Origin of the sequence: Trinickia soli (assembly GCF_002879855.1) — a bacterium.
Classification (GTDB): Bacteria; Pseudomonadota; Gammaproteobacteria; order Burkholderiales; family Burkholderiaceae; genus Trinickia; species Trinickia soli.
Window position 1 is genome coordinate 229,802 of the sequence record NZ_PNYB01000001.1, and the last position, 24,579, is coordinate 254,380.

The 24,579-nt window shown below is 61.6% G+C and carries 19 protein-coding genes; 10 read left to right on the forward strand and 9 right to left on the reverse strand.

Annotation, left to right across the window (positions count from 1 at the left end; translation table 11 throughout):
* Positions 1–133: 133 nt before the first annotated feature.
* From tssF to C0Z19_RS01000, 3 genes are all read right to left on the reverse strand, one after another.
* Positions 134–1,963: a type VI secretion system baseplate subunit TssF gene (gene tssF / locus C0Z19_RS00985; RefSeq protein WP_102607918.1), complete on the reverse strand. Its 1,830-nt coding sequence runs from the start codon at positions 1,961–1,963 to the stop codon at positions 134–136.
* 181 nt (positions 1,964–2,144) lie between these two features.
* A complete protein-coding gene (gene treA, locus C0Z19_RS00995) occupies positions 2,145–3,740 on the reverse strand; it encodes an alpha,alpha-trehalase TreA (RefSeq protein ID WP_425330262.1) in 1,596 nt (531 codons plus the stop codon).
* Positions 3,741–4,228: 488 nt separating this feature from the next.
* The gene (locus C0Z19_RS01000; protein ID WP_102607921.1) at positions 4,229–4,429 is read right to left on the reverse strand and encodes a DUF3562 domain-containing protein; all 201 of its coding nucleotides are present in this window, start codon (positions 4,427–4,429) and stop codon (positions 4,229–4,231) included.
* A gap of 375 nt (positions 4,430–4,804) precedes the next feature.
* Between C0Z19_RS01000 and C0Z19_RS01005 the strand changes: the two genes are divergently transcribed.
* The 3 genes from C0Z19_RS01005 (at position 4,805) to C0Z19_RS01015 (ending at position 7,802) form a co-directional block, all read left to right on the forward strand.
* Positions 4,805–5,089 (forward strand): TonB family protein, encoded by a 285-nt coding sequence (locus C0Z19_RS01005; RefSeq protein WP_146011971.1) that lies wholly within the window; start codon positions 4,805–4,807, stop codon positions 5,087–5,089.
* A gap of 444 nt (positions 5,090–5,533) precedes the next feature.
* Positions 5,534–5,944: a response regulator gene (locus C0Z19_RS01010; RefSeq protein ID WP_102607923.1), complete on the forward strand. Its 411-nt coding sequence runs from the start codon at positions 5,534–5,536 to the stop codon at positions 5,942–5,944.
* Between the two features lie 271 nt (positions 5,945–6,215).
* On the forward strand, positions 6,216–7,802 hold the full coding sequence (locus C0Z19_RS01015; RefSeq protein ID WP_102607924.1) for a PAS domain-containing hybrid sensor histidine kinase/response regulator: 1,587 nt from the start codon (positions 6,216–6,218) through the stop codon (positions 7,800–7,802).
* Between the two features lie 15 nt (positions 7,803–7,817).
* Here C0Z19_RS01015 and C0Z19_RS01020 read toward each other — a convergent pair whose 3' ends face one another.
* The gene (locus C0Z19_RS01020) at positions 7,818–8,444 is read right to left on the reverse strand and encodes a glutathione S-transferase family protein (protein ID WP_102607925.1); all 627 of its coding nucleotides are present in this window, start codon (positions 8,442–8,444) and stop codon (positions 7,818–7,820) included.
* A 103-nt stretch (positions 8,445–8,547) separates the two neighbouring features.
* On the opposite strand from C0Z19_RS01020, the gene C0Z19_RS01025 reads away from it, so the two are divergent.
* From C0Z19_RS01025 to C0Z19_RS01040, 3 genes are all read left to right on the forward strand, one after another.
* Positions 8,548–10,200 (forward strand): ATP-binding domain-containing protein, encoded by a 1,653-nt coding sequence (locus tag C0Z19_RS01025; RefSeq protein ID WP_102607926.1) that lies wholly within the window; start codon positions 8,548–8,550, stop codon positions 10,198–10,200.
* 580 nt (positions 10,201–10,780) lie between these two features.
* Positions 10,781–11,080 carry a YodC family protein gene (locus C0Z19_RS01030; RefSeq protein WP_102607927.1) on the forward strand — a complete coding sequence of 100 codons (300 nt, stop codon included), beginning with the start codon at positions 10,781–10,783 and terminating at the stop codon, positions 11,078–11,080.
* A gap of 965 nt (positions 11,081–12,045) precedes the next feature.
* Positions 12,046–12,762 carry a methyl-accepting chemotaxis protein gene (locus tag C0Z19_RS01040; RefSeq protein WP_102607929.1) on the forward strand — a complete coding sequence of 239 codons (717 nt, stop codon included), beginning with the start codon at positions 12,046–12,048 and terminating at the stop codon, positions 12,760–12,762.
* A gap of 191 nt (positions 12,763–12,953) precedes the next feature.
* Here C0Z19_RS01040 and C0Z19_RS01045 read toward each other — a convergent pair whose 3' ends face one another.
* The gene (locus tag C0Z19_RS01045; RefSeq protein WP_102607930.1) at positions 12,954–13,265 is read right to left on the reverse strand and encodes a superinfection immunity protein; all 312 of its coding nucleotides are present in this window, start codon (positions 13,263–13,265) and stop codon (positions 12,954–12,956) included.
* 106 nt (positions 13,266–13,371) lie between these two features.
* Here C0Z19_RS01045 and C0Z19_RS01050 point away from each other — a divergent pair, with 106 nt between their 5' ends.
* Together C0Z19_RS01050 and C0Z19_RS01055 are read left to right on the forward strand one after the other, a co-directional pair.
* Positions 13,372–14,832: a M20 family metallopeptidase gene (locus C0Z19_RS01050; RefSeq protein ID WP_102607931.1), complete on the forward strand. Its 1,461-nt coding sequence runs from the start codon at positions 13,372–13,374 to the stop codon at positions 14,830–14,832.
* A 92-nt stretch (positions 14,833–14,924) separates the two neighbouring features.
* The gene (locus tag C0Z19_RS01055) at positions 14,925–15,503 is read left to right on the forward strand and encodes an NnrU family protein (RefSeq protein ID WP_102607932.1); all 579 of its coding nucleotides are present in this window, start codon (positions 14,925–14,927) and stop codon (positions 15,501–15,503) included.
* Positions 15,504–15,609: 106 nt separating this feature from the next.
* Here the strand turns inward: C0Z19_RS01055 and C0Z19_RS01060 are convergent, their stop codons facing one another.
* On the reverse strand, positions 15,610–16,860 hold the full coding sequence (locus C0Z19_RS01060) for an MFS transporter (protein WP_102607933.1): 1,251 nt from the start codon (positions 16,858–16,860) through the stop codon (positions 15,610–15,612).
* 108 nt (positions 16,861–16,968) lie between these two features.
* Between C0Z19_RS01060 and C0Z19_RS01065 the strand changes: the two genes are divergently transcribed.
* Positions 16,969–17,931 (forward strand): LysR substrate-binding domain-containing protein, encoded by a 963-nt coding sequence (locus tag C0Z19_RS01065; protein ID WP_102607934.1) that lies wholly within the window; start codon positions 16,969–16,971, stop codon positions 17,929–17,931.
* On the opposite strand, the gene C0Z19_RS01070 is transcribed toward C0Z19_RS01065, so the two are convergent.
* The 3 genes from C0Z19_RS01070 to C0Z19_RS01080 all read right to left on the reverse strand — a co-directional run bounded on the left by C0Z19_RS01070 (position 17,873) and on the right by C0Z19_RS01080 (position 23,355).
* Positions 17,873–19,270 carry an MFS transporter gene (locus C0Z19_RS01070; protein ID WP_102607935.1) on the reverse strand — a complete coding sequence of 466 codons (1,398 nt, stop codon included), beginning with the start codon at positions 19,268–19,270 and terminating at the stop codon, positions 17,873–17,875. The two genes, C0Z19_RS01065 and C0Z19_RS01070, sit on opposite strands and share 59 nt — an antisense overlap.
* 226 nt (positions 19,271–19,496) lie before the next feature.
* Positions 19,497–21,251 carry a S53 family peptidase gene (locus tag C0Z19_RS01075; protein ID WP_102607936.1) on the reverse strand — a complete coding sequence of 585 codons (1,755 nt, stop codon included), beginning with the start codon at positions 21,249–21,251 and terminating at the stop codon, positions 19,497–19,499.
* A gap of 448 nt (positions 21,252–21,699) precedes the next feature.
* Positions 21,700–23,355 (reverse strand): S10 family peptidase, encoded by a 1,656-nt coding sequence (locus C0Z19_RS01080; RefSeq protein WP_102607937.1) that lies wholly within the window; start codon positions 23,353–23,355, stop codon positions 21,700–21,702.
* A gap of 146 nt (positions 23,356–23,501) precedes the next feature.
* On the opposite strand from C0Z19_RS01080, the gene C0Z19_RS01085 reads away from it, so the two are divergent.
* Positions 23,502–24,569: an AI-2E family transporter gene (locus C0Z19_RS01085; RefSeq protein WP_102608154.1), complete on the forward strand. Its 1,068-nt coding sequence runs from the start codon at positions 23,502–23,504 to the stop codon at positions 24,567–24,569.
* Positions 24,570–24,579: the final 10 nt, after the last annotated feature.

Genomic DNA, 24,579 nt, shown 5'->3' on the forward strand with positions numbered 1-24,579 from the left:
GAGGCTAGCCATCGCGATATGTTTTGGGGCTGGCGGATGCGCGATTTCAGCCTGATACCCGGTGAGATTGGCCGAACGGCCTGGATTGAGCACCGGGCCGACGTGATGCGCCGTTGACGTTTAGGCGGCCGCCCTACAGCAGCGCGAGTGCGCCTTGTCGCGGATCGCATCGCCGCAACAGCGCCCCCGTGCTCTTCGATACGACGACGAGTTGCACGAAGCTGTTCTCGGGCGCGAATGGTGCGAAGAAGCGGTCCATCACATCGATGAAAGCGCTGACGCTGTTGCCCGAAAACGCCTGTTCGTCGATGGCGAGCGTGACTTCGATTCCGCGCACGAGCGCCGGGCAAGGCTCCATGACGATCCACTGCATCGTCGAGCGCGCGCCGACGAAGGCGATGCCCTCCACATGTCGCGTCGGCGTGGGCGAGAGCGCCGCGAACTGGCGCAACAGCCGCTTGATTTCTTCCAGCCCTTCCGTGCTGAGCGCCATCGAGTGCGGCGTGAACTGCGCGAGCAGGCGCCAAAGCGAGCCGTTGTTTTGCTGTGCGCGCACGCTTTCCGTCGGACGGCGCAGCAGCACGAGGCGGCACGCCACCGAGCCGCCCTCGACGATCAAATCCCCCGCCGCTGCGCCATATGGCAGCGAAGCGGGCACATTTTGATTCGTGCATGTGACGTCCACGGCGACCTGGCTGACGGGCACGACCGCGGGATGGCCGTCGAGGCCGACGAATGCCAGCTTCGTCATGGGTGCGCCGCGGTGGTCGGGGGCGTCCTCAGTGCGTGTGGCCCAATAAGGGCCGCTCAACGCGGCGGCGCTGCCATGCATGAGCCCGAAAAACGGTTGAAAGGCGGCCGGGCCGGAAGCAACCTGCTTTTCGGGGTAGACGGCATCGACCGAGTAGATGTCGACGTCCGCAGCGCTGGCCGACTTCTGCACCTTCGGCGAGACGACATACTCGTGCTTGAGCGCATCGATCTTGATCGGCTCGGCCTTCGCCGAAAACAGATTGACCACGGGCGTGCAAAACAGCTTCAAGTGCTTTTCGCTCAATTGCGCGATGCGCTGGGCCGCCCAAGAGTCTTGATGCACGCCTTCGATCGCTACATGCAGCGTCAGCGATCGGCACGGACCGCAGGCGGCGAGCATGGCCGTCGCGTCGAGATCGAGGAAATCGAACTTGTCGGGGAACGCGAAATATTCGGCGAGCAGGTGAAACGGGGCCGCGGCCTTGCTTGCGTCTTCGATGAGTACATCGTCCGCAGCGAAGCCGACCGTTTTGAGCGGAACGCGCTCGAGCGGTATCCATCGCCCCGAGTTGTCCGCTTCGACAAAGGCTTTCGCGGCACGTAGCAGCAACGTGTCCGTCAGCGCAGTCACGATTTCGCGTTGTCCATGCACGTGTAGCCGAATGGTCGGCGGCGCCATGGTTTTGAGCCCGGCGGCCATGGACGCCGAAGCAACGGTGATCGCAACGAGTCCCGCCGTGTCGGGGGGCAACGACGCATTGACCGGCGCCGCGGCGCTGGGCAGATAGCGTGCCGACGCGATGCGAATCGGCGCCAGCGTCACGTCGTAAGCGGTGCGGAACCGGCAGGGCTGCGCTTTGCCGACGAGATCGGCACCGCGCTTGATCGTGACAGGGCCCGACAATCCGTCGAAAACGCCCTCGACATCGAACTCGACGATCGAGCAGGAGGGATAGCGCCGCAGGTACTGCGGATACAGCGCTTGCAGCATGCCCTCGGTGAATTCGGGGTAGTCGTCGTCAAGGCGCGTGTCGATACGTGCAGCGAGCAATGCGAACGACTGCAACATCCGTTCGACATGAGGGTCGTCCGAATGCTCGCCCGAAATCGCCAAGCGCGCCGCGATTTTAGGATAGCGCGTCGCGAAATCATGCAATGAGCGGCGCAGCATGGCGAGTTCACGTTCGTAATGCGGAAGCAGGTCTTCCATTGGAAATCCGATATCGAGAGTGCGTGCGATTTTTTGGCTCGTGACCAATACAGCATATTCGAGCGGCCCGCATATTATTACCGATATCGAATCGCGCCTCGTACTGAGCGGATTTTTCTGCGAATGCGCCGCGCGGCGGCGCCCGAAGGCGCGGCCGCGCTTGCCGAACGCGACGAGTCACTCACTCGCCCGGCGCGTACATATCGAGTAGTTTCAGCGTGACGCCGTTGGTCCAGCCGAAACCATCCTGCAGCGGATATTCGCCACCGCCGCCACCACCGGCATTCGGTCCTTCAACGACGTATTTCTCGACGAGTTTGTGGTCCGACGCATAAACCTGTTTGACGTCGGCCAGAAAACGCGTCCCGACTTCTTGGGCAAGCTTATCGTTTCCCACATAATGCTGCGCGCCTTTTATCGTCAGCCAGTGCAATGGCGCCCAGCCGTTGGGTGCATCCCATTGCTGTCCGGTCTGGAAGGTCGTCGTCGCCAGGCCCCGCGTTTGAAGCAGTTTGTCGCGAACGGTGTGAATCGTCTTGATCGCGCGCCCGGGCCAGGCGGCCCGTACGAACAAGGGGTACATTGCCGCAGCGGACAGGTTGTCGCGCAGCTTGCCGAGCCGCCAATCGTAATCGGCGTAGTACCCATTTTCGTTCCACAGATACCGATTGATCGCGCTGGCGCGGCGTTCGGCCTTTTCGATATAGTCCGCGGCGCAACGGAAGTCGAGCGAGAGCGCGCATCCTTTGGCGATCGTCGCTTCGAGCGAAAACAGCAGACTGTTCAGATCGACGGGGACGATCGAAGTCGTGCGGATGGTCGTAAGCGTCCGGTTATCGCCGAACCAGCGCGAGCTGAAGTCCCAGCCTGACTCGGCAGCGGCGCGCAGATCGCGATAGACCTCGTTCGGATTGCGGCCGACGGCTTGCCTGGCCGTCGTCACGTCTTCGAGATACGACTCGTCGCGCGGTGTATCGCGTGCGTCCCAGTAGCGATTGAGTACGGTGCCATCCTTGAACACTACGACGTTGCGTGTCGCCGAGCCGCGCGGCGTCGTGTCGGCGCCGGTCATCCAGTACGCGTATTCCTTCTTCAATGCGGGCAGGTACTTCTGATAGACGCGCTCGCCTTCGGCTTTCGCGGCGAGTTGCACCATCAGCCCGAAGAACGGCGGCTGCGAGCGGCTCAGATAATAAGTCCGATTGCCGTTCGGTATATGCCCGAAACGATCGATCTCGTAGGCGAAGTCGTCGAGCATGTCGTCTACGAGGTCTTCACGTCCCGATTCCTGCAGCCCCAGCATCGTGAAATACGTGTCCCAGTAGTAGCCTTCGCGGAATCGTCCGCCCGGCACGACGTAGGGCTTGGGCAGGGGAAGGAGCGAGCTGTTCGCGGGCACGTCGGCCGCGGTTGTCGTGCGCGTGAGCTTCGGCCACAGCCAATCGATGTGCTCGCGTAGCGTTTGCCCGGCAGGCGGCGTAATAACGGGCTCGCTCGGGAGCGTGAAGTTCGCGAGCACAAATCGTTTGAGGTCGAAGTTCGGCTGCGTCTTCGACTGGTCGTAAAGCTGGACGATCGTGGCCGGATCGCTGTTCGGAACGGCGTCGACGAACGTCTTCTGGTCGGGGAAGATCTGCTGAGTCTGCACGGCGACGAACAAATCGCCATAGAGCTCGGAAGGCGGCGGCGGAAGCGATGCGGCGACATCGGCGCGGCATACCGCCGCCGCGGTGAGACCTGCCAGCAACACGATCCCGGCAAGCCGCGTAGTGCGCATACGCAGGGCGCCCGGGCCGCGCGCGAGGGACGATTCGAACATGGCTCCTCCATGGGATTGAAATGGTTCGTTTCTGGTCCCCTCGGGATCTTTTTTGTTTGGAGACCGGCACGCGTGGATGCATGGGTCGATCCACACAGCGGCTCGCCGATTTTGCCAAAGAAGAGGTGAAAATAAATAAACGAAAACGTTTGCGAGCAATCGAAAGCCGCTTCGAAAGCCGATTCGCTTACTTTTACGCTTACTTTTACATTGGTGGTGAATAGACGGGGTTGTCTATTTAGGCCGGTGGCCGAAATCTGCCGCGCAGCGGATTGCGATCAATTTCGGGAGCACATTTAGTGCGCAATTAGAAAACGATTGATCGACTTCGCGCGGAGATTGCGCATTGTGAAAATGGGAGCGATGTCCCGGACACGCACTACGAAACTGCGACAAAACGCCGAAGGGCGTGCCGAAGCACGCCGTCAAAGGTTTGATCTGAAGAATCAGTGTCGGCCGGCGCGGTGCCTGCTGCGCAGGTCTTCGCGTACGCGTTTTGTCACGAGCACGCCGAGGTAGTCCGTGATGCGCGCGCCGTCGCTGAACGCTTGCCACGTCTGTGAAACCATCTCCCGAACCGTCTCGGTCGGGGCTCCCGTGTCGTCTGCGATCGACTTCGCCAGATCGTCGACGTTCGGTTGGGTCATGTTGATCTCCGCAAAAGTAGCCAGACGACGGGGCAATCTTCGTTATTTAAGACGAAGCGGGCGCGTATGCCAATTGAATTGGTCTATCGACGGTGCGACGGTACGACGGTCAGCGGTGCGGGCCGTTGGACGCTTGCCGATGCACCGGGGTGGTGCGGGGGTGTTCATCGTAGCTGTCGTTCGATTTTCGGTTCAATGCTTTTAGCAAATGCGGCATACGGGATCGAAATCGGCGCAGTGCTAATCCGGGTTGTTGTTTCTTCGGGTCGGGCATGCATCGGAATTAGAAATTGTTTTGCGCCGGGCTAAAGAAATTCGAAAAGGCGCCGTTAAGGTCACGCATGCGCGCATTTGTCTCGGTTAAAGAGGCGGGCGGTGCTTCCCGATCCGCAACCTCGTCAAACAGGCACGACGATCGTACACATTGCAATGTCGCCGCCTGGCGTGGTCAATCAACTGACGCTGCCGGAATCGAGCGGCAATGCGTCGCTGGATGCGGCAGCAATGAGGGCTGCGGTTGGTGTGAGCTGCGATGGGCTCGAACAACCTGCCGTGTTTCTGCAACCCTATGAATTCGATCTGTTGAAGGAATTCGCAACATCGGGCGACAGCGGTGTGGGGGCATCGAACCAGCTGCTTGTTTTGTGCGCTTTTTCTTAGTCGCATGCCCTGAAATGCGCTTCCACTATGCGTTGCCGGGTCGCATCGCTCGGCGCGCATCGCCCGGGCTGGCATCTGGCGCCAGTCAAAGCCTATGGCGCGTCGCACCACGTGCTCCGCGACACGGCCTTCCTTGCGAGGTGCGGTCCTTGCATGGGTTGACGCCCGGTCCATTCATGTCCAGACATGCCATCGCCTCACCCTCCCTGGCGTCGACATAAGGGAGCGATCCCCGCAAAAACCACGCCTCCCTCCCGCCAAGCATGAATATTGCGCCTCGTGGCGCCAGAGCCGTGGCCGTCATCGTTCCACCTTATCGGCGTGTTATTGTCCGCCCGGCCTTAGCCCTCAAATCCCGGCGCGAGTCGACAACCGCATGCAACTTCCGCGTGTGTCCAGCGGTCCGAGGTTCAGGCTTATGTATTGACAGCTACAACAAATCGTATGAACGGAATTATGAGACTTGAGCAGGTGACGATCGTTTTGGTCGAAGACGATCCCGCCAGCAGACAGTCGCTCGCAATGGTGCTCGAATCCGAGGGCGCGCGAGTCGTCGCCGCGGCGGACGCCGAAGCAGGAATAGAGGCGGCGCTCGATCTGGCGCCCGACGTCGTTATCTGCGATATCGACTTGCCCGCGATGGACGGCTTCTATCTGATCCAACGGTTGCGCGACGACGAGATCCGCAACGATCGCGTGCCTGCCGTGGCCGTAGCCATTACCGGGCACGCGGACGAAGCCTTTCGCCTGCGTAGCATCGGCGAAGGATTTCATCATTTCATGCGAAAACCGGCGGACCCCGAGCGGCTCGTTTCGCTCATCACGGACGCGATCGATGCGCGCGCACTGGGATAGTCGAGCAGCCGGACGCAGCGGAAGTTTTTGCAATCGATATTGTCAAAGTTGCTGGCGCAACGATCAGGCTGCGGCAATCCGCGCGGTTACCCGGTCCGAGCGCGGCGCGAACGGACGACACCGCTAAAGGTGTCACGACCGACCAGGCGCGTTAGGAGTGACACGCGCGCGTCGCGCCGCGACCAGTCGAGGATGCATGGCATGGGATGTGCTTACATGGGCCGAAGCGGCAATCCATGTGTCGCATCCTTTTAAATGAAACGCCGCCGTTATGCGTCCGGACAGCATCGTAAGCGACAGTCAATCGTTCTCGCCGCCTCAGCAGCAAGAGGTGCCGCCAGAAGAACGTCTACGCATTCTGCTCGAGTCCGTTGAGGACTACGCGATCTATATGCTCGACGCCGACGGCGCGATCGTCAGTTGGAACAACGGCGCCGAGAAGATCAAGGGCTATGCCGCCGATGAAATCATCGGCCAACACGTATCGATCTTCTATCCGCCCGACGACATCGCGAGCGGCAAGCCAGACGCCGAATTGGCGATCGCGGCGCGTACCGGGCGCCTCGAATCCGAAGGTTGGCGCGTGCGCAAGGACGGCACCCTGTTTTGGGCCAACGTCGTGTTGTCAGCCGTGTATGGCGGCGGCGAAGGGCGTCGGGTGCGCGGCTACGCAAAGGTGACGCGCGATATGACCGAGCGCAAGCGCTTGCGCGAGCTGGAAGCCGCCAGCCAGCATATGAACGAGTTCCTGGCGACGCTCGCCCATGAGCTGCGTAATCCGCTCGCGCCCGTGAGCAACGCCCTGAGCGTCATGATGCTGGAGCCGCTCGTCAGTCCGACGCTGCGACAGTGCCGCGACATGATCGACCGGCAAATCTCCCATTTGACGCGTCTCGTCGACGATCTGCTCGACGCGGGGCGCGTGACGACCGGCAAGGTCGCATTGCGGCTCGAGCCCGTGGATCTTTCCGAAGTCGTCGTGCGCGCGATCGAGATGATCCGGCCGCATGTCTCGTCGCGTCAGCAGTCGGTCGACGTGCAGTCGGCATCCACCCATATCGTCGTCAACGGCGATGCGACTCGATTGGTGCAGGTCATCCAAAGTCTGTTGAACAACGCGTCGAAGTTCTCCGAGCACGGCGGTCGCATCAGCGTGACCCTCGACAAGGTTGGCGGTGCGTTCGCGCGTTTGCGTGTGGTCGACGAGGGGTGCGGCATCGAGGCCGATGCGATCGACTCGATCTTCGACTTGTTCGTGCAAGCGGATAACCGGTTCGAGCGCAGAGAAAGCGGCCTGGGCATCGGCCTGACGCTGTGTCGGTGGCTCGTCGAGATGCATGGCGGAGCGATCGAGGCGACGAGCGAGGGCGCAGGACGCGGGGCGACGTTTACCGTCACGCTGCCGCTCTATAGCGTTCAAGACGCCGCGAACGATGAAGGAATGCGCGACGGCACAGCGGACGGCGACGCGCGCGAGATGCTCGTCGTGCTCGTCGTCGACGACAACCGCGATTCCGCCGACAGCATGGCAATGCTGCTGCGCATGATGGGCCATCGCGTACAGGTGGCATACAGCGGTGCGCAGGCGATGCAATTCGCCGAACGCGCCGAGCACATCGACGTTGCCCTCATCGATATCGCGATGCCCGGGGCCGACGGCTTCGCCGTGCTGCGTCAACTCAAGAAAACGAAGGCATTGCAGGGCGCCAGTTGCGCCGCGATGACGGGCTTCGGGCAGGAGAGTGATGTTGCGCGTTCGCTCGATCAAGGGTTCGATCTACATCTGACCAAACCCGTGCAATTGCCGCTGCTCGACTCACTGCTGGCCAAGGCAGCCGGGCGTCGCGCGCAATCGTGAAACGCCGCGAACGCGTCAGGTCAACGGCAGGTCGATGTACTTTTTGAACGGCGCGCGCTGCGTCAGCCGTTGATACCAACGCTCGAGGCTCGGCATCGGCGGCCGTTCGATGCCTTCCACACCGAACCAGCGTTTTGCGAATGCGCCGAGCACGATATCGGCGAGCGTGAAGCGGTCGCCTTCCACGTGAAAGCGTCCCTGAAGATGCGCATCCAGAATCTTCCAGCGTGCGACGAGCGTTTTGAGGTTTGCGGCGAGCGCTTCCATGTCGCGCTGCTCCGGCGCGGTCCGCACGAGCGTCAGAAACATCGGGCGCTCTGCCGGCGCGAGCGTCGAAAGCGACCAATCGAGCCAGCGATCGATGCTTGCGCGCAGCTTCGGCTCATTCGGGTACAAAGCGCTCGATGCGCCGTACTGCATCGCGAGGTAGCGAAGAATCGAGTTCGATTCCCACAGCACGAAGGTACCGTCCACGAGCGTGGGCACTTGACCGTTCGGGTTTAACTCGCGATAGTCGGGATCGTTGACGCGGCCGAACTGCAAGCCGGCATCGACGCGCTCGAATGGGAGACCGAGCTCGTCGCAGCACCACAGCACCTTTTGCACGTTGACCGAGTTCGCTCGCCCCCAAATCTTCAGCATTACTTGTCCTCCTAAAGAAAACGCCGCGCCTCGACATGAGGCAGCCCTGCGCGGTTTGTACAATACGCCGAATTCGAAACATCACAGCAAGGATCAGCCCGCCATGGCCCGCCTTATTCCCGATGATTGGAAGAATCTGGCCGCGACCGGCGCCGCCGAGCGCGAGCGCGAAACGCTCACGCTGCTCGAGGGCGCGCTGCCCGACGACTACACCGTGTATCACGGCGTACATTGGACACGTCTGAATCGGGCTTTCTCCGTATTCGGCGAAGCAGACTTCGTCATCGTGAGCCCGGCCGGGCGCGTCATGCTCATCGAGCAAAAAGCCGGATTCCTGCGCGAAACGCCCAAAGGCCTCGTCAAGGTTTACCTGCAAACCGAACGCAACGTCTCGATCCAGCTCGCGCAGACGATCGAGCGACTGCACCGGCGGTTCACCGCGGCGTTCGGCGCGGGCACCTACTGTATCGAAGCGCTGCTGTTTTGTCCCGATTACGTCGTCAAGAATGCCGCGATCGCAGGTATTCCGGCTGAAGGCATCGTCGACGCGACGCGCAAGGATCGGCTCGCATCGATCATTCTCGAGGCGCTGCCCGCCGACGAGCCGAAGCTGCCATGTGCAGCCAAGATTCACCACTTTTTGTCCGACGAATTGTCGTTGACGCCCGACACGAGCGCGCTGGTCGGGCAGGCCGGCACGCTCGTGACGCGTCTGTCCGGCGGCCTGGCAACCTGGGCCCGTCGGCTCGAGTTCACCCCGTTCCGGTTGCGCGTGATCGGCACCGCCGGCTCGGGAAAGACGCAACTGGCGGTGCAGGTCATGAAAGACGCCGCGGCGAGCGGCAAGCGTGTCCTCTATGTCTGCTTCAATCGCCCGCTCGCCGATCACATTGCGCGCGTCGCGCCCGAGGGCGCGAAGGTCGCCAACTACCATCAGCTCTGCGATTGGATCGCGCGCGATGTGGGGGCGGTACAAGATTTCCAATCGCCCGATGCATTCGCAAGGCTCGAAGGCGTCTTTGCCGAAGCGCCGATTGCCGAGCGATGGACGTTCGATGTGCTGATCGTGGACGAAGGGCAGGATTTTCAAGAGGCGTGGGTCCAGGCGCTCTCGCGCCTCGTTCGATCCGATGGTGCCTGGTGGTGGCTCGAGGATCCGCTGCAAAACCTTTATATGCGTGAACCGGTTGCGCTGCCCGGCTGGGTTGTCCTGACCGAAACGACGAACTATCGCAGCCCGCGCGACATCCTCGAATTCGTGCGGGACAAGGTGGGCACCGCGGTGCCGCGCGCCGCCGGGCTCATCGCAGGTAGCCCGTTCGACGGGTCGGACATTTCGATTGCTTCTTATGACGAAACCGACGGCGATTCGATCGTCGATTCGACTAAACGCGCCATCACCCAGGCCCTTTCATTAGGCTTTCGAAAGCAGGACATCGCCGTGCTGTCGTACCGCGGCCGGGAAGGCTCTGCGCTGAGCGCGCTCGAACAGTTAGGGCCGCACCGGCTGCGCAGCTTCACCGGAAAGTACGACTTGTTCGGCAATCCTGAATATCGGGAAGGGGACGTGCTGCTGGAATCGATCTATCGATTCAAGGGGCAGTCCGCGCCTTGCGTGGTCTTGACCGAGGTCGATTTCGACGTCTTCGACGAACGTTCGGCCCGCAAGCTGTTCGTAGGCGCCACGCGCGCCACGATGAAGCTCATCGTCGTCGCTTCACGTCGGGCGTGCGCGGTGCTCGATTCACGTATTTAAACGAGCGCGGGTCAGGCGCACCTGGAGATCGTTTTACCTTTTACCAACGCTCCAGCGATTCAAAGATGAATCAAGGATTAGAAAAACGTTTTCATATTGAGCCGCTAATTGCGCCCCGTGTGCGTCATACGAAACCGATTAATGACGCATTGCGGGATTGACTTCGATCAAACTTTAACGCCGCTCTTGAGGCTATGCTGATGCATCGAGGCGTTGCCGGACCGACCGGGGCAGCCGCCGCAGATCGTTGTCGGGCAAGCGAGAGGGCCACTAGTGCCTATCCCTGAAAAGTACGATTGTTGTATTTTGATGATAATCGGTTCCTGATCGATGGTATCGTTTTTTATCGTGTGACTTAATACTGAATTAATCGCTGGATTGGTTCGGCACGGAAATTCGTCCTCACGTTTTCCCTAAAATGCTTGTGGAATAAAAATTCTATTGTTAGTCTGTGTTTGACCTCGATCGATATATCGGGGGCAATGAACGACGAGCGGCTTGATTATCGATGTCCGTTCGTTACCACACAGTTGATTGCAGCCGTCAATTCGACGGTTCAGTGCTTTGCGACGGAGTACATATGTCGATAGCTGCCCGTGACGAGGTTGAACATTTTTGCGTAGGCGATGTCGTGACGCTGAAGGCGGGCGGCGGCTCGCGCATGACAGTGACGGCGCTGACCGCCGGTGGTGTGCTGTGTCAATGGTTCGACGAACACGGGGAGTTTAGACAAGAAGCGTTTGCGCGCGAGTTGCTGGGCCACGAGCCTCGATCGATCTCGCCGGGGCTCGTTCATCTGCGCGGCTATGTCGGCGCGATAACGGGGTCGTTCGCGGCCGGCGCCAGCTTCGCACAGGCTGCATTGAAATCCTCCCTCTGACGCTTGGCCACGGGCACCCGGTCGCGGAGCCGAGACTGGAGGCGCGCTTCGCTACCCGGGGTGACTTCAGAATTCGCAAAAATCGTAAGCTAAGGCGGATCATCTTGACGCGCATGGCTCCGCGGGCGGCCGGCGTTTTTTCAGCCTGCCGACGAGCCGCCGTGTGACCTCCACTTCAGCTTCGGCGCGCTCGGCCCGCCGAAGCGCGTCCTGCAGGCTTGCTCGGGCTTCGGGCAGTTCGCTGCTGCTCGATTTTCTGATGCGCAGTGCCCTCCTGGTCGATTTCGCGTAGCGCGCGTGTCGGTTGCTTCGGCCCGCTCTCTCTCGCGCTCGTGCTGCCGTTGCACACGAGGCTATAGAGCTTGTTCGCGGTCGGCGTGACGCCGTACCTAACCCCGCCTTGAATGCCGACGAACGCACAGGCCTGTTGTGATCCTGACCACCAATCAGCCGCGTACCAATGACGCGTTCGGCGGAGCACGCTTATGGTGCTACGCACGATTGCACCGCACCGACTCAATGCATGCCGGGCCTGAATACCTTCCGCGTGCCGACTGGCGGCCCGTCGGTTGTGTGCGCATCAACCTCCGGCCCCTCGTGAAACTCCACAGTTGAGCGGTGATTCGTCGAATCGTTGTCAGCGTGACCGGATAAGGGTTTGCCCGGATATTGGACCGCAGGCCAACACTGGGAGCTTTCCCGCGATCGGCCCTTCGTCGATATTTGGCACGGATATTGCTGAACGTCGACGCGAGGTCAACGCAGGCCTCGGTTTATCGAATCTACGGCGGCCGCTCTTCTCGAGCGACCCAGCGGGGCAACGGCGTCCCGAACGGCTACGGCGCGTACCGATTTACGGTCGCACGGTTGCCGTTCTGGACGCTTTTTTTTGCCCTGGCTTGTCGGTCCGCCATTCGAGACGGACTGATCGGTCTCGGGCTAGTCATCTTCCAGGGCGTGGCACAATGAAAAAGCAGGTACATCTGAAACACGACGAGGTCTCCGGACAGGTCATCGGTGAGCTGATCAATCTGTCGGGCCGGCAGCGGATGCTCTCGCAGCGCATCGTTCTGCACGTGTTGCTCGCAGCGCACGGCGATTGCGCCGCGCTCGCGGTCGTCAAGGAGTGCCTGTCCACGTTTGTGCATGCGCACTCCGGTCTCGTGACTGGCAACGAGCGAATGCCCGGCGTGTTTTCGGACGCGCTGCACGAGCTGTATTTCGGCTCCCGAAAGGCGGACGAACAAATTCAGCAATTCATCGAGCACGTCAAGCGGGCAGTGTCGTGGGTCGAGTCCGGCATGGGGGGGCATCGCGAGCAGGTCGACGCACTTGTCGCGCATGCGACGCCGTTGCTCGAATTGCTGCAGGAGATCACGCTCGCCTATCAGCACGAGATGCGCGGCATCGAGGCCGCGACGCTCAAGCGTCAGGCCGATATCGTCGAGCAACTCGGCAGCATCTCGATGCACGCGAACATCGTCGCCCTCAATGCACGGATCGCAGCGGCGCGAGCGGGGCAATACGGACGGGAATTCGCGGTCATCACGACCGTGCTTGCCGATATCATCAAGGAGATGGACCAGTTGATCCACAGCGTAGTCAATACGCGCGGCACGAATGAGGCGGCGCCCCGACGCGACGTTCTCACGTACGGTCAGCTCGCCCGCTCGAGTCACTGATAAAGGTTGAAACGTAAATGAACTGCTGTCAGTCGTAACCTGACTCTTTACCGGCGATGAAGTCTAGGGGCACCACGAGGGCGATCAGATCGCGGTGAACCTGCAACAGAACCCTCATCCGCCTGCAGCGCAACGCGCTAAGGGCTGAGCCGACTTAGCGTACGATTTTTTCCGAATTCTGCAGTCACCCCTTACCTGGGCGTGCCGTTTCGCTTGGCCGCACGCTGCTCGATGCGCGAACCCAATGCAGCCGAAAAAGCAGTCATGCTCAGCAGGCGCCGTTTTCTCGTGATATCGCGGGCGATTTCGATCGGAGGATTCGGTTGAAACGCCCAGAACAAAGCGAGAAGCCAGCCGACAGCCGTCCAGCCGACGCATGCGTTGAAAAGCGCGATCGTGAGCAGGTCGTGGCGGTTGCGGCGGTCCGCGATAATGGCAGGCAAAAAATAGATCGCCAGCGCAAACACCACCTCGGTGATTTGTAACGCGATGCGACCCAACATGGTTGGCGCCTCGAGGCTGGGGTGAGTTCGATTGTCGCGCATTCGGCGATGTTCTGCATTGCGATCGGGTCTATCATGTGCGCTTTGACTGCCCCGGCCGACCACCATGACCGCACATGATGCGACGCAGCAAAACAGTTCGATCGATCAGCAGGCATTGACCGAGTTCGTCGAACGCAAATGGGACGATGAAATCGTTCCCGCATTGACCGATTACATCGCCATTCCCGCCAAAAGCCCCGCATTCGATGCCGATTGGGAAAAGCACGGCTATCTCGAGCGCGTCGTCGCCGATGCGGCGAATTGGGCGCAGGCGCAACACGTCAAAGGACTGCGGCTCGAAGTCGTGCGCTTGCCCGGGCGCACCCCTGTCATCTTCTTCGAGGCACCCGCCACGCGCTCGAATAGCAGCGACACCGTGGTGCTTTATGGCCACCTCGACAAGCAACCTGAATTCGACGGCTGGCGTAAAGATCTGGGCCCGTGGACGCCCAAATACGAAGACGGCAAGCTATACGGTCGCGGCGGAGCCGATGACGGCTATGCCATTTATGCCAGCCTGTGCGCACTCGCGGCGCTCGATAAACAGGGGGTCGGGCGTCCGCGCTGCGTCGGGCTCATTGAAACCTGCGAAGAGTCGGGCAGCTACGATCTGCTGCCTTACGTCGACGCGCTGCGCGAACGGCTCGGCAATGTCGCGCTTGTCGTCTGCCTCGATTCGGGTGCCGGCAACTACGACCAGCTTTGGTTGACCACTTCGCTACGTGGTCTCGTAGGGGGTTCGTTGGAAGTGCAGGTGCTCGACGAAGGCGTGCATTCGGGCAGCTATGGCGGGATCGTGCCGTCGAGTTTCCGTGTCATGCGCCAGTTGTTCGAGCGGCTCGAAGATGCGACGACGGGCAACCTGCTACCCGCTGCGTTTCACTGCGAGATCCCTGCGAGTCGCTTGACCGAGGCCCGTGCCACGGCCGGCATTCTCGGCGATGGGGTATGGAAAACATCGCCTTGGGCCTGCGGACAGGACGGCAAGCCTGTATTGCCCGTCACGACCGATCCCTACGAAGCACTGCTCAATTCCACCTGGCGGCCTTCGCTTTCGGTGACGGGCGCTGAAGGGTTGCCTGCGCTTGCGAGTGCCGGCAACGTTCTGCGCCCGCGAACGGCGTTCAAGTTGTCATTGCGATTGCCGGCCCTCGTCGATGCGGCACGAGCGGTGGCCGATCTGAAAGCGCTGCTGGAACTCGATCCGCCTTATAACGCCAAGGTCACATTCAAGCCCGAAGCAAGCGCCAATGGCTGGAACGCGCCGGACCTCGCGCCCTGGCTGGCGCAAGCGGTCAACGATGCGTCGCGCGCTCACTTCGCCGCCGATTGCGCTTTCATCGGGCAGGGCGGGACGATTCCGTTGATGAACGTTTTGCAGGAAGGGTTTCCGAAATCGCAGTTCGTCGTCTGCGGCGTGCTTGGACCGAAGTCGAACGCCCATGGCCCGAACGAGTTTCTGCATGTGCCGTTCGCGAAGAAATTGACGGCGGCCATGGCGCAGGTCATTGCGGCGACACCTTGACGCGCGGAGCCCCAGGCACGGGCGCCGTCGCGCGCCCCTCGATCACGCTCGCAGCATGGAACGACAGCAGGCAATAACAAAAGGGGTTCGACGTGGCGATATTGATTCTGGGTTTGATTGTCTTTATCGGTGTCCATTGCACGAGGCTCGTCGCGCCGGCATGGCGGGACGCACAGGTTGCCCGCTTCGGTGAGCACGGCTGGAAGGGACTTTATTCCGTCGCATCGCTCGTCGGCTTCGTGCTGATCGTTTGGGGCTACGGCGTTGCGCGGCGTACGCCAACCGTGTTGTGGGTGCCGCCGGTCGGCGCGCGTCACCTGACGGCGCTGCTCGTCGCGATTGCCTTTGTGCTGATCGTCGCCGCGTATATTCCAGGCAATCGGATCAAGCGCGCCATCGGACATCCGATGCTGGCCGGTGTGGCCGTATGGTCGCTCGGCCATCTATTGGCCAACGGCACGCTCAACGCCGTGGTGCTGTTCGGGGCGTTTCTCGTTTGGGGTGCAGTCGGCGCTATCGTCTGGCGCCGCCGCGATCAGCTCGCCGGCGTGCAGTATCCGGTCGGAACGCTCTCGGGCGACATGCGCGTCGTCATCGTCGGCCTGATCGCCTGGGCATTGTTTGCGTTCCTTCTGCACCGGTGGCTGATCGGAGTAAGCCCGCTCGGTTGAGGCGGACGCTTGCATCTTGTCATCGTCATGCTTCCCGCATCGAAAGGAGACAGCGATGGCCGTCGGGCACAAGGAGGCGACCATTCGCTACGCGCGATATCGATGACTATCGGTGTGCAGGCTGTGGAAACAGCGGATACACAGCGAGCGCGATGAGGCCGCCGATGAACCAGACGAGCGTCCATGACGTGGCCGCCAGCAGATGCGGAAGCAGAAGCGGTACGAGGAACAGCCCGGCATAAACGAGCGCGTTGGCCATCCCGAGTGCAGTTCCGGCGCGCGCCGGGCCCGCCAGGGTGGCGAGTTCGGCATAGGCCACACCATGCCAGGCCGAAACACACACGCCGGCGATCACGATCGTGGCGACGATGACCGCGAACGGCAGGGCATGCCCGAGCGCTACGCTGCCGGCCAGCGCGGCAAACGATGCAGCCGCAACGATCGTCGAGCCGCGCAGATAAGCGCGTCGATTGCCGCGGCGGTCCGTATAACGGCCGCTCCAGACGCGCATGACGATCGCCCCGACCTGCAGCGACGCCATCGCCGTACTGATGCCTGCCGTGCCCAGGTGCCCGAAGTCGTGCAGGAAGACGGTCGCGAAGGTCAGGATGGCGATTTGCGGCATGCATAGTGCAGCGATTCCGATTGCCACGCGCCATATCTGCGGCTCATGCAGCGCGCTGCGTTCAGTCGTGACGGCGGCTGGCTTTGACGTGGGGTCCGCGCCTGTATGCGGTGGTTCGTGAAGCCAGCGCAGCGCGAAGACCGCAGGTGTCGCGCACATCAGCGCGAGCACGCTGTAGACGGCGGCGAAACCGTGCGTCGAAGCAAGCCACGGCAGAAGCGAAGCGCCGATTCCGCCACCGAGCGGCACCGCTGTTTGCCGGATGCTCATGGCGACGCCGCGTTCTCCCTCCTTGAACCAGCTCATGATGGCGCGGCCACTCGAGCCGTTGACGCTGCCGCCCAGCAAACCAACCAGAGCCATGGCGACGACGAGCAGCGCCAGCGCGGGAATCGATCCGGGGGACGGTGCGAGGCACAACCCCATCGTCAGCAGCGTCAGCGCCGTGCCGACGAGCCCGGCGACCAGCACGGGACGATCGCCGAAGCGGTCGGTGGCGACACCCCATGGCAGTTCCGACAGCGCAATACCGAGGCCGGTCGCTCCGAGCACGAGGCCAAGTTGCGCATTGCCGAGTTGGTAGCCTGTGCGCATCCAGACAGCGGTCGTCGGTATGCCGGCCGCGACGGCCGAAAAAGCGGCATTCGCTGCGACGCCCACGCCCAGCACCTTCCAGCGATGCGACGCACTGAAGCTGCGGGCGGGTGCTTTGGCCAGGTATTGCGTGTCCATTCGCTACTCCGTATGACATTTGACGGACGCAGTTTCGCACTCTATGATCGTCCGTAAAATCGGAAAATTCAGAACGAATCGTTCGATAAATCGGGATGATGAACGCAAATGAGCCAAACCAATTTTGATGTGGCGGCGCTACGCAGCTTTGTGACGGGCATGGATCTGGGCAGCTTCGCGAAGGCAGCCGATCGTGTGGGCCGTTCGACGTCGGCCGTCAGCGCGCAGATCAGGAAACTGGAAGAGCAGGTGGGGGCGCCGCTGTTTCGCAAGGCCGGCCGCGGGCTTGGGCTGACTGATGCCGGAGAAGTGATGCTGCGCTACGCGCGGCGGCTCGTCGAACTCAACGACGAGGCTATCGTTGCTGCCCGCGGTACGGATCTGGAAGGGTGGGTGAGGCTCGGGCTGCAGGAGGATTTCGGCGAGTCGCTTTTGCCGGGGGTATTAGGCCGCTTTGCTCGGGCTCATCCGAAAGTACGCATCGAAGCGCGCGTCGCGCGCAATGCCGACCTGACGAGCCGGCTCGATGCAGGCGAGCTCGATCTCGCACTCGTTTGGGACGATCTCGATCTGTCGATGCATGCCCGGCGCGCGGCAGGGCTGAGCGTCGAACTGGCCAAGCCTGCGATCCATTGGATCGGGTCGGATGAGCTTCAATGGACGGCCGAATCGGGCGAGCCGCTGCCGCTCGTGCTGTTCGATGGGGCCTGCATGGTTTGTTCGCTCGCAACTGATGCGCTTGATCGTGCGGGCATCGCGTGGCGGGTTGCGCTGACCAGCCCGAGCCTCGCTGGTTTGTGGGCTGCGGCTGCGGCGGGGCTCGGTGTGACGGTGCGATCGCCTTTTGGTTTGCCGTCGACCGTTCGGACGCTCGATCCACAGACTTACGGGTTGCCGACGTTGCCGACACTAGGGCTCAGCCTGGTGCGTGCGTCGAACGTTGCAACCCCGCCGGTCGATTTGCTTGCGACGATCGTGATGGATGCGGTGCGGGGTTATGCGTCGCCGCCTCTTACCCCCGCGTCCCCCGCGCAATCTCATCTCCCGCATCGGGCGCGAGCTTACGCGTAATCGGGATCGAGCCGAGCGAGAACAGGCCGACAACGAGGAACGACGGCCAGAAATCCGACCACATGGCATGCGCGTGGCCATGCAGCGCGCGCGCAATCTGCAACACGATCCCGCCGACGGTCACGCCAAGGCCCAGTGACATCTGCTGCACGACGCTGCCCAAGCTCGTCGCGCGCCCAACGTCCTGGCTCGCGATCTCGGCGTAGATCATCGAATTCAAGCTCGTGAATTGAAGAGCCGGAAAGAATCCGCCCAGCAGCACGACGAGCCACATGACCCAGACCGGCGTGCCGGGAAAGAACGCGCCGTAGGCGGCGATCGCAATGCCCGAGAAGATCGCGTTGTAGATGAGCACCGTGCGAAACCCGAACTTGCGCAATACCGACGACGTCAACGAGCGCATGAACATACTGCCGAACGCCGAGGCGCAGGTGATCGCCCCCGATTGAAACGCCGACATGCCGAGCCCTTCTTGCAGAGCCAACGGCAACAGAAACGGCACGGCGCCCAGGCCGACGCGGAACATAGAGCCGCCGAGCACGCTCGCGCGAAACGTGGGCACGCTGAGCAGGCGCAGATCGAGCACGGGCCGTTGCGCGCGCTGCGCGTAAAGCACGTAGAACGCGAGGAGCAGTGCCCCTGTCACGCACATCTCGTAAGCGCTGCGATCGGATATGAGTGCGCTGCCGATCAGCGAGAGTCCAAGCAGCAGAAGCGACGCGCCGCTGGCGGACATCAGGAAGCCGAGCCAATCGAGCGGGCCAGGGTGTGGTTCGTGCGTATTGACGATGTGGCGATTCGTCAAATAGACCCCGAGGATGCCCACCGGCACATTGACGAAGAAGATCAACCGCCAGTGCAGGTAAGTCGTGATGAAGCCGCCCAGCAACGGCGCTGCGGCGGGCGCGAACATGGCAGGCAGGCTTAGATAGTTCATCGCGCGCACGAACTCCGTCTTCGGCACCGCGCGAAAAATGATGATGCGTCCGACAGGGACCATCATCGCGCCGCCGATGCCTTGGAGAAAACGCGCGAGCGTAAATACACGCAGCGAGTGGGCAAAGCCGCACAAGATCGAACCGGCAACGAAGATACCGATCGCCGTGCGGAAGACCGTACGCGCGCCGAATCGATCGGCAAGCCATCCGCAGATCGGAATGAACACGCCGAGCCCGACGACGTAACTCGTAATCGCAACCTTCAACGCGACCGGATCGCTGCCGAAATCGCGCGCCATCGAAGGCAGTGCCGTGACGATAATGTTGGCATCGACGCTCTCCATGAACATGGCGCAGGCCACGATCAGCGGGGCGATAAAGGCTTTGATGGCAAGCGGCATGGGGCAGGCGGCGCTGCAACGACGTGTCGTGGGCAATGACGCGAAGCGACGATTATGCGCCGACGTTTCAGGATTTGCCTACCAATACGCGCACGATTGTTGCGCGCACAACGAAAAGGTCCGGACCTCCAAAGAGGGCCGGACCGGCCGGGAGCGGATGTTGCCCCTTGGGTTAAGCCCGCCGCTTATCGTTCAGGGGACCATCGATCGCCGGTGGCGTTGGCGCTCATTGTGCGAACGGATGGCTGTTCACATACGAGGCGAGCTTGGACATCACGAAGCTGCCCCAGCCCGTCGGATAGTCCCAACCGGCGGCGGCTTTGTAGCCATAACCGCTGTAGCCGTTGTTGCCCGAGGTGACGTCGTGGACGAGCGAAGGCGTCGCTTTGACAGCGCTGTAAATGCTCGACGCCGGAAAGCCCAGCGAATTGGAATGGGCCGTTTGCAGCCGTGCCCACAACCCGACGAAGATCGGCGAAGACAGGCTCGTGCCACCGATCTGCTGGATCTGGCCGTAGTTGTAGACGAGGGCGCCCGAGCTCTGCGCCGCGTCGAACGAGATGTCGGGAACGGCTCGCCCGCTCGGTTTCGGGTTGACGGTCAGGGTGTTTTGCCATGAAGGCCGCGGTTCGACGACGCTGATGCCGCCCGTCGAGGCCCATAGCTTGCCGTAGCCGTCGAGCCCTTCGTTCCATACCGTCTCGCGCGCCCAATTGCCGTTCGACGTGAAGAGCGTCGTGCCGCCCACGGCGATCACGTTTGGCGACGATGCCGGCCAGGAGATCGAATATGATCTGCCGTCAGGATAGCCGCGGTTGTTGCATTCGTAGACGCCTTCGTCGCCTGACGACACTGAGAAGGTCTGACCTTGTGCCACGGCCGCGGCGAAGATCTGATCCTCGGCGGCGACCGTGCCGTCGGCTTGCGCATCGGTTTCGCACCAGCCGAGCGACACGTTGATGACCTTCGCTGCGTTGTCGGTGACGGCTTGATTGAACGCTTGCGTCAAACCCGTGTTGCCCGATGCGTTCATATCGGCTTCATAAAAGATCAACTGATTGACGGCGCCCCCGGCTGCGCCGACGATGTCCTGGCTATCGAGATCCCACTCGCCCTGGCCTTCCTGATCGTCGCTGTAGTTGCCGTTGGGGTCTCCGGTCGGCACGGCGGCGACGTTGACTTGCGCGAGGCCATTCGCATCGGTGAATTGGTTCAGATCCTGCGTGGCCTGGCTCGCGCCGCCGATCGTGATGACACCGACCGTCGTTTGCGAAGCGGTCGGCAGGTTGCCGGCACCATAGATCGAACCGAACTCGAGCGGGTAGTGCCCTGTCTCCGTGCCGGTCGCGTGCGGCCTCGCTTCAGTGCGGGGACCTCTGACGGCGAGCGTATGGGCACGGGTCACGTTTTGCAGCCCCAACACCGACAGCACCGTATCGCCAAGTTCCTCGGGCACCTCGGCAGGCGCCGCGTTCGCGAACACAGTGCGATTGCCCTTGCGGAAATGAACGAGCGGCGTGTTGAACGCGGTTTTGACCGTACCGGCCGTCCCGTCGGCCGAGATCAGCAGGCGGTTTTTCGCTACGCGGATGTTGACGAAGCCGCTTTTGCGCAGGTGCGCGACGACCTTTTGCACCTGGGCTTCGCTGGGAGCGAAGTCGGCGAGGAACGCCTTCGGCGTCAGGAAGTGACGGTACTGCGCGTTGCCGCGCTCGTTGACTGCACGACCGAGCGCTTCGAGCTTTTTCATGTCGCGCACGCGCAAGGTGACGACGACGTGCGCGGGCTCCCCGGCAGTCGCTTGTGCTTCGGGCGCTGCCGCGAATGCGGTCATCTGCTCGGGGGTGAGAAATGCCCTTGTCTCGGTACCGACCCATATTGTCGACGGGCTTGCAGCCTGGGTTGGCAGTGCGGCCACCGCCAATGGGAACGTCAATGTCGCAGCTTTGAAAATACCTGATACCGACCCCTTCAATTTCAATGTCGACTTCAATTTGACCTCCTAGGATTGCAACGCCAAGAGACGCCGTATCCGCGGGAAAGCGGGGAGTCAACGGATTCAATATTTAATGCCGTCTCGAGCCATCGTTGTGTTTAATAAAAGATAAAATCGCTCAAAAATTTATTGAGCGTGCATAAGCTAACAGGACGAAAACATTGTCGTGTAGCTGCCAGTAGTGGTAGTGGGTGTGTGGGTCTGTACTCGGCCACTGGCGCGGACCAATGGATATCGAGGTCATTAGCATCGAATGCAATGATGCGGAAAAACTGATATGCGTCGTTTGTTATCGTGACGAATAAATTGGCAACTATAAACGGTAGACCGTTTATTCTCGTATATCGATACGTATGCTCAGATGAGTGAGTCTGTTTTTATTTTGATTGGATTATGTTTGAAACGCACCGGGGTTTTCGTTTGAAATGATTGTTTATCGGGCGGTCGCATCGTCGTAAAAGCGCGCCAAATCGCCCTTGAGCGCGTGCAGTCCCGCGTCGTCGAGATAGATCATGTGCCCCGTTGGGTAGTACGTCACACGCAGGTTTGTGCGCAGCGAGGGTTCCAGCCCCATGTGCGCGAGGTCATATTCGGTCGCGAAGAACGGCGTCGCGAGATCGAAGTAGCCGTTCGCAGCAAGCACTTTCAGGTGCGGATTTTGTCGCATCGCCTCGGCCAGATCGGCCGCAGCGTAGGGTACGTTGAGCGCTTCGCCCCACCACGCGTCATGTTTCCAGTCCCACGCGCCGAGCACATGATCATTGAACACCTGGTATGCGCTATCGGCCTTATAGTGCAGATCGCGGGCCAGGTGCTGATGGAATGCAGCAGCGAAGGCGCTCGTGATGGATTTCTCGGAGGCGTCGAAGTCCGACGTGGACGAGCCCTGGTCGTATTCGATGCCTTCGAAGCGGCTGTCGTAGCGTCCCACGCTGCGTGTTTGCGTCAGCAGGAGCTGCTTGCGAAAGCGGGAGGGCGACACGCGTAGGTGCACGCCGACCACATACTGAGCGTTCAACCCCGTGTAGCGTGCGACTTGCGCGGCGATCGCGTCGCGTTCGGCGTCGGGCAGTGCGTCGCCCTTTGCGAGCGCCGCGGCGTAGGGGCCGGCCGCGAATGCACGCACTTCGTCGAGGAATGCGGGCAGGTCGGCCGGCTTGGCAGGCCCGAGCTTGTCGTGGTACCAGGCGGTCGCTGCAAACGACGGTAGATAACGCACGTACATCAGGTCCAACCCCGGCGCATGCATCCCCGCGTTCAATACCGACGAAAGCAAAACGACGCCGTTCAGTGAAATGTTGTGCTGCATGAGGCGATAGGCCAACATCGCGGCACGCGCCGTGCCGTACGATTCGCCGATCAGAAACTTCGGTGAATTCCAACGATCATTGACGGTCAGATAACGGTCGATGAATCGGGTGAAGGCATCGAGATCGCCGTCGACGTTCCAGAAGCGCTTGGCGTTTCCGGGGCCGACGACCTTCGAAAACCCCGTGCCGACGGCATCGACAAAAACCAGGTCGCTTTTATCGAGCAACGAGTCGGGATTGTCCGCAAGCGTATACGGAGCGGGGGCAGTCGCCTCCGGCGCGGATGTCCGCGCGCGCTTAGGGCCGACCGACCCAATCAGCAGAAAGACGCTGGCCGCCCCAGGGCCGCCGTTGAACAGAAAGGTCACGGGGCGAGCGACGCCGCGCTCGGGTGTGCTCGTGTAAGCCACGTAAAACATGCTGGCCTCGGGCTCGCCTTTGTCGTTACGCAACAGCAGGTTACCCGCCGTGGCGCGATAGTCGAACCGCCGGCCGTCCAGGCGCAGTCTGTGCTCGGTAACGATTGCCGTCTCGCGAGGAAGGGGCAGCGCGCTGTTCGGCACAGCCGAAGATGCGTGCGCTGCGGCACCCGGCACGTTCGCATGCACGCTTGCACTTTCAGGCGCCGCGGCCGTTGCGGAGGCGGCAGCCTCGGTGTCGCTATGGTCATCGGCAACGGCGTGCCCCGTCGCGCCAAACGAGCACGCCAGTGCGACGATGAGCGCGCGCACTGGGGCCGCGCGGTGGCCATACTGGAATGAGGCGAAACGAAGGCGCATGAGACGTCCCTGGTCGACCGCTACCGAACCTGCAGTGAGTCGAATTCTTCGCAAACTATCGTCGCACGTCAATCGCGCAATCAGCGGGCCGTGCGATCTTCGATAAGATGTCGACGATCGAAAGCTCCACCGCCAAGGCGATTGCCATGCCCCCCTCTCCATTCGCTACCAAAGACGCCGCTGACGGAAAGCGCACTCAACGCATCGCAACGTGGGTGCTGTACACCGTTCTTGTTGCGCTCGCGATATGGATCATCCGGTCCTTCATCCCGGCAATCGTCTGGGCACTTGTCATTGCAATCGTCGTTTGGCCGCTGTTGCAGCGTTTGAGTTCGCCGAAGCAAAGCGCCGCTCGCGCGAGCGTGGTCGCGTTGCTGCTGACGACCGTCGTGGGGCTTTTCGTCGTGTTGCCGTTCGCACTCCTGGTTACGCAGGTGCTGCGCGAGGCGCATCAATTGATCCATTGGATCAGGGATGTCGCCGAGACGGGTTTCGCTGTGCCACCGTTCGTCGCACACCTGCCGTTCGGCAATCAGATCACGGCGTGGTGGCAGACGAATCTCGCGCGGCCGCTGGAAGGATCGCCCGCCATGGACGCGCTGCGCGGCGGTCATGTCGCAACGGCGGGGCGGCATGTCGGCTCGTTGGCGTTGAAAGGCATCGTGCATTTCGGCTTCATGCTGCTGGCGTTATTCGTTTTGTTGCGCTCGGGGCCGCGTCTCGCCGAGCAGGCGCTCAAAGCGGTACGTCGCGTGTTCGGCGCCGACGGCACGCACCTTGTAATCCGGATGACCGCGGCCGTGCGTGCGACGGTGACGGGACTCGTCGTGGTGGGGCTGGGCGAGGGCGTGCTGATCGGCGCGGCATACTTCGCGACGGGGTTGCCGCACGCGGCGGAACTCGGGCTCATCACTGCGGTTGCCGCGATGCTGCCGTTTTGTGCGCCGATCGCATTTGGCGGCGCTGCGCTCTGGCTGTTCTCGCAGAATCAGATGGTGGGTGCTTTTGCGGTGCTGGCGACGGGCGGCGTCGTTGTCTTCATCGCCGAGCACTTCGTGCGTCCCGGGATCATCGGCAGTTCGACGCGGCTGCCGTTTTTGCTCGTCTTGTTCGGCATTCTCGGCGGCGCCGAGACGTTTGGCCTCGTCGGGTTGTTCATCGGGCCGGCTTTGATGACCGTGTTGACGTTGCTGTGGCGCGAAGCGATGCGCTAAACGCCGCCAA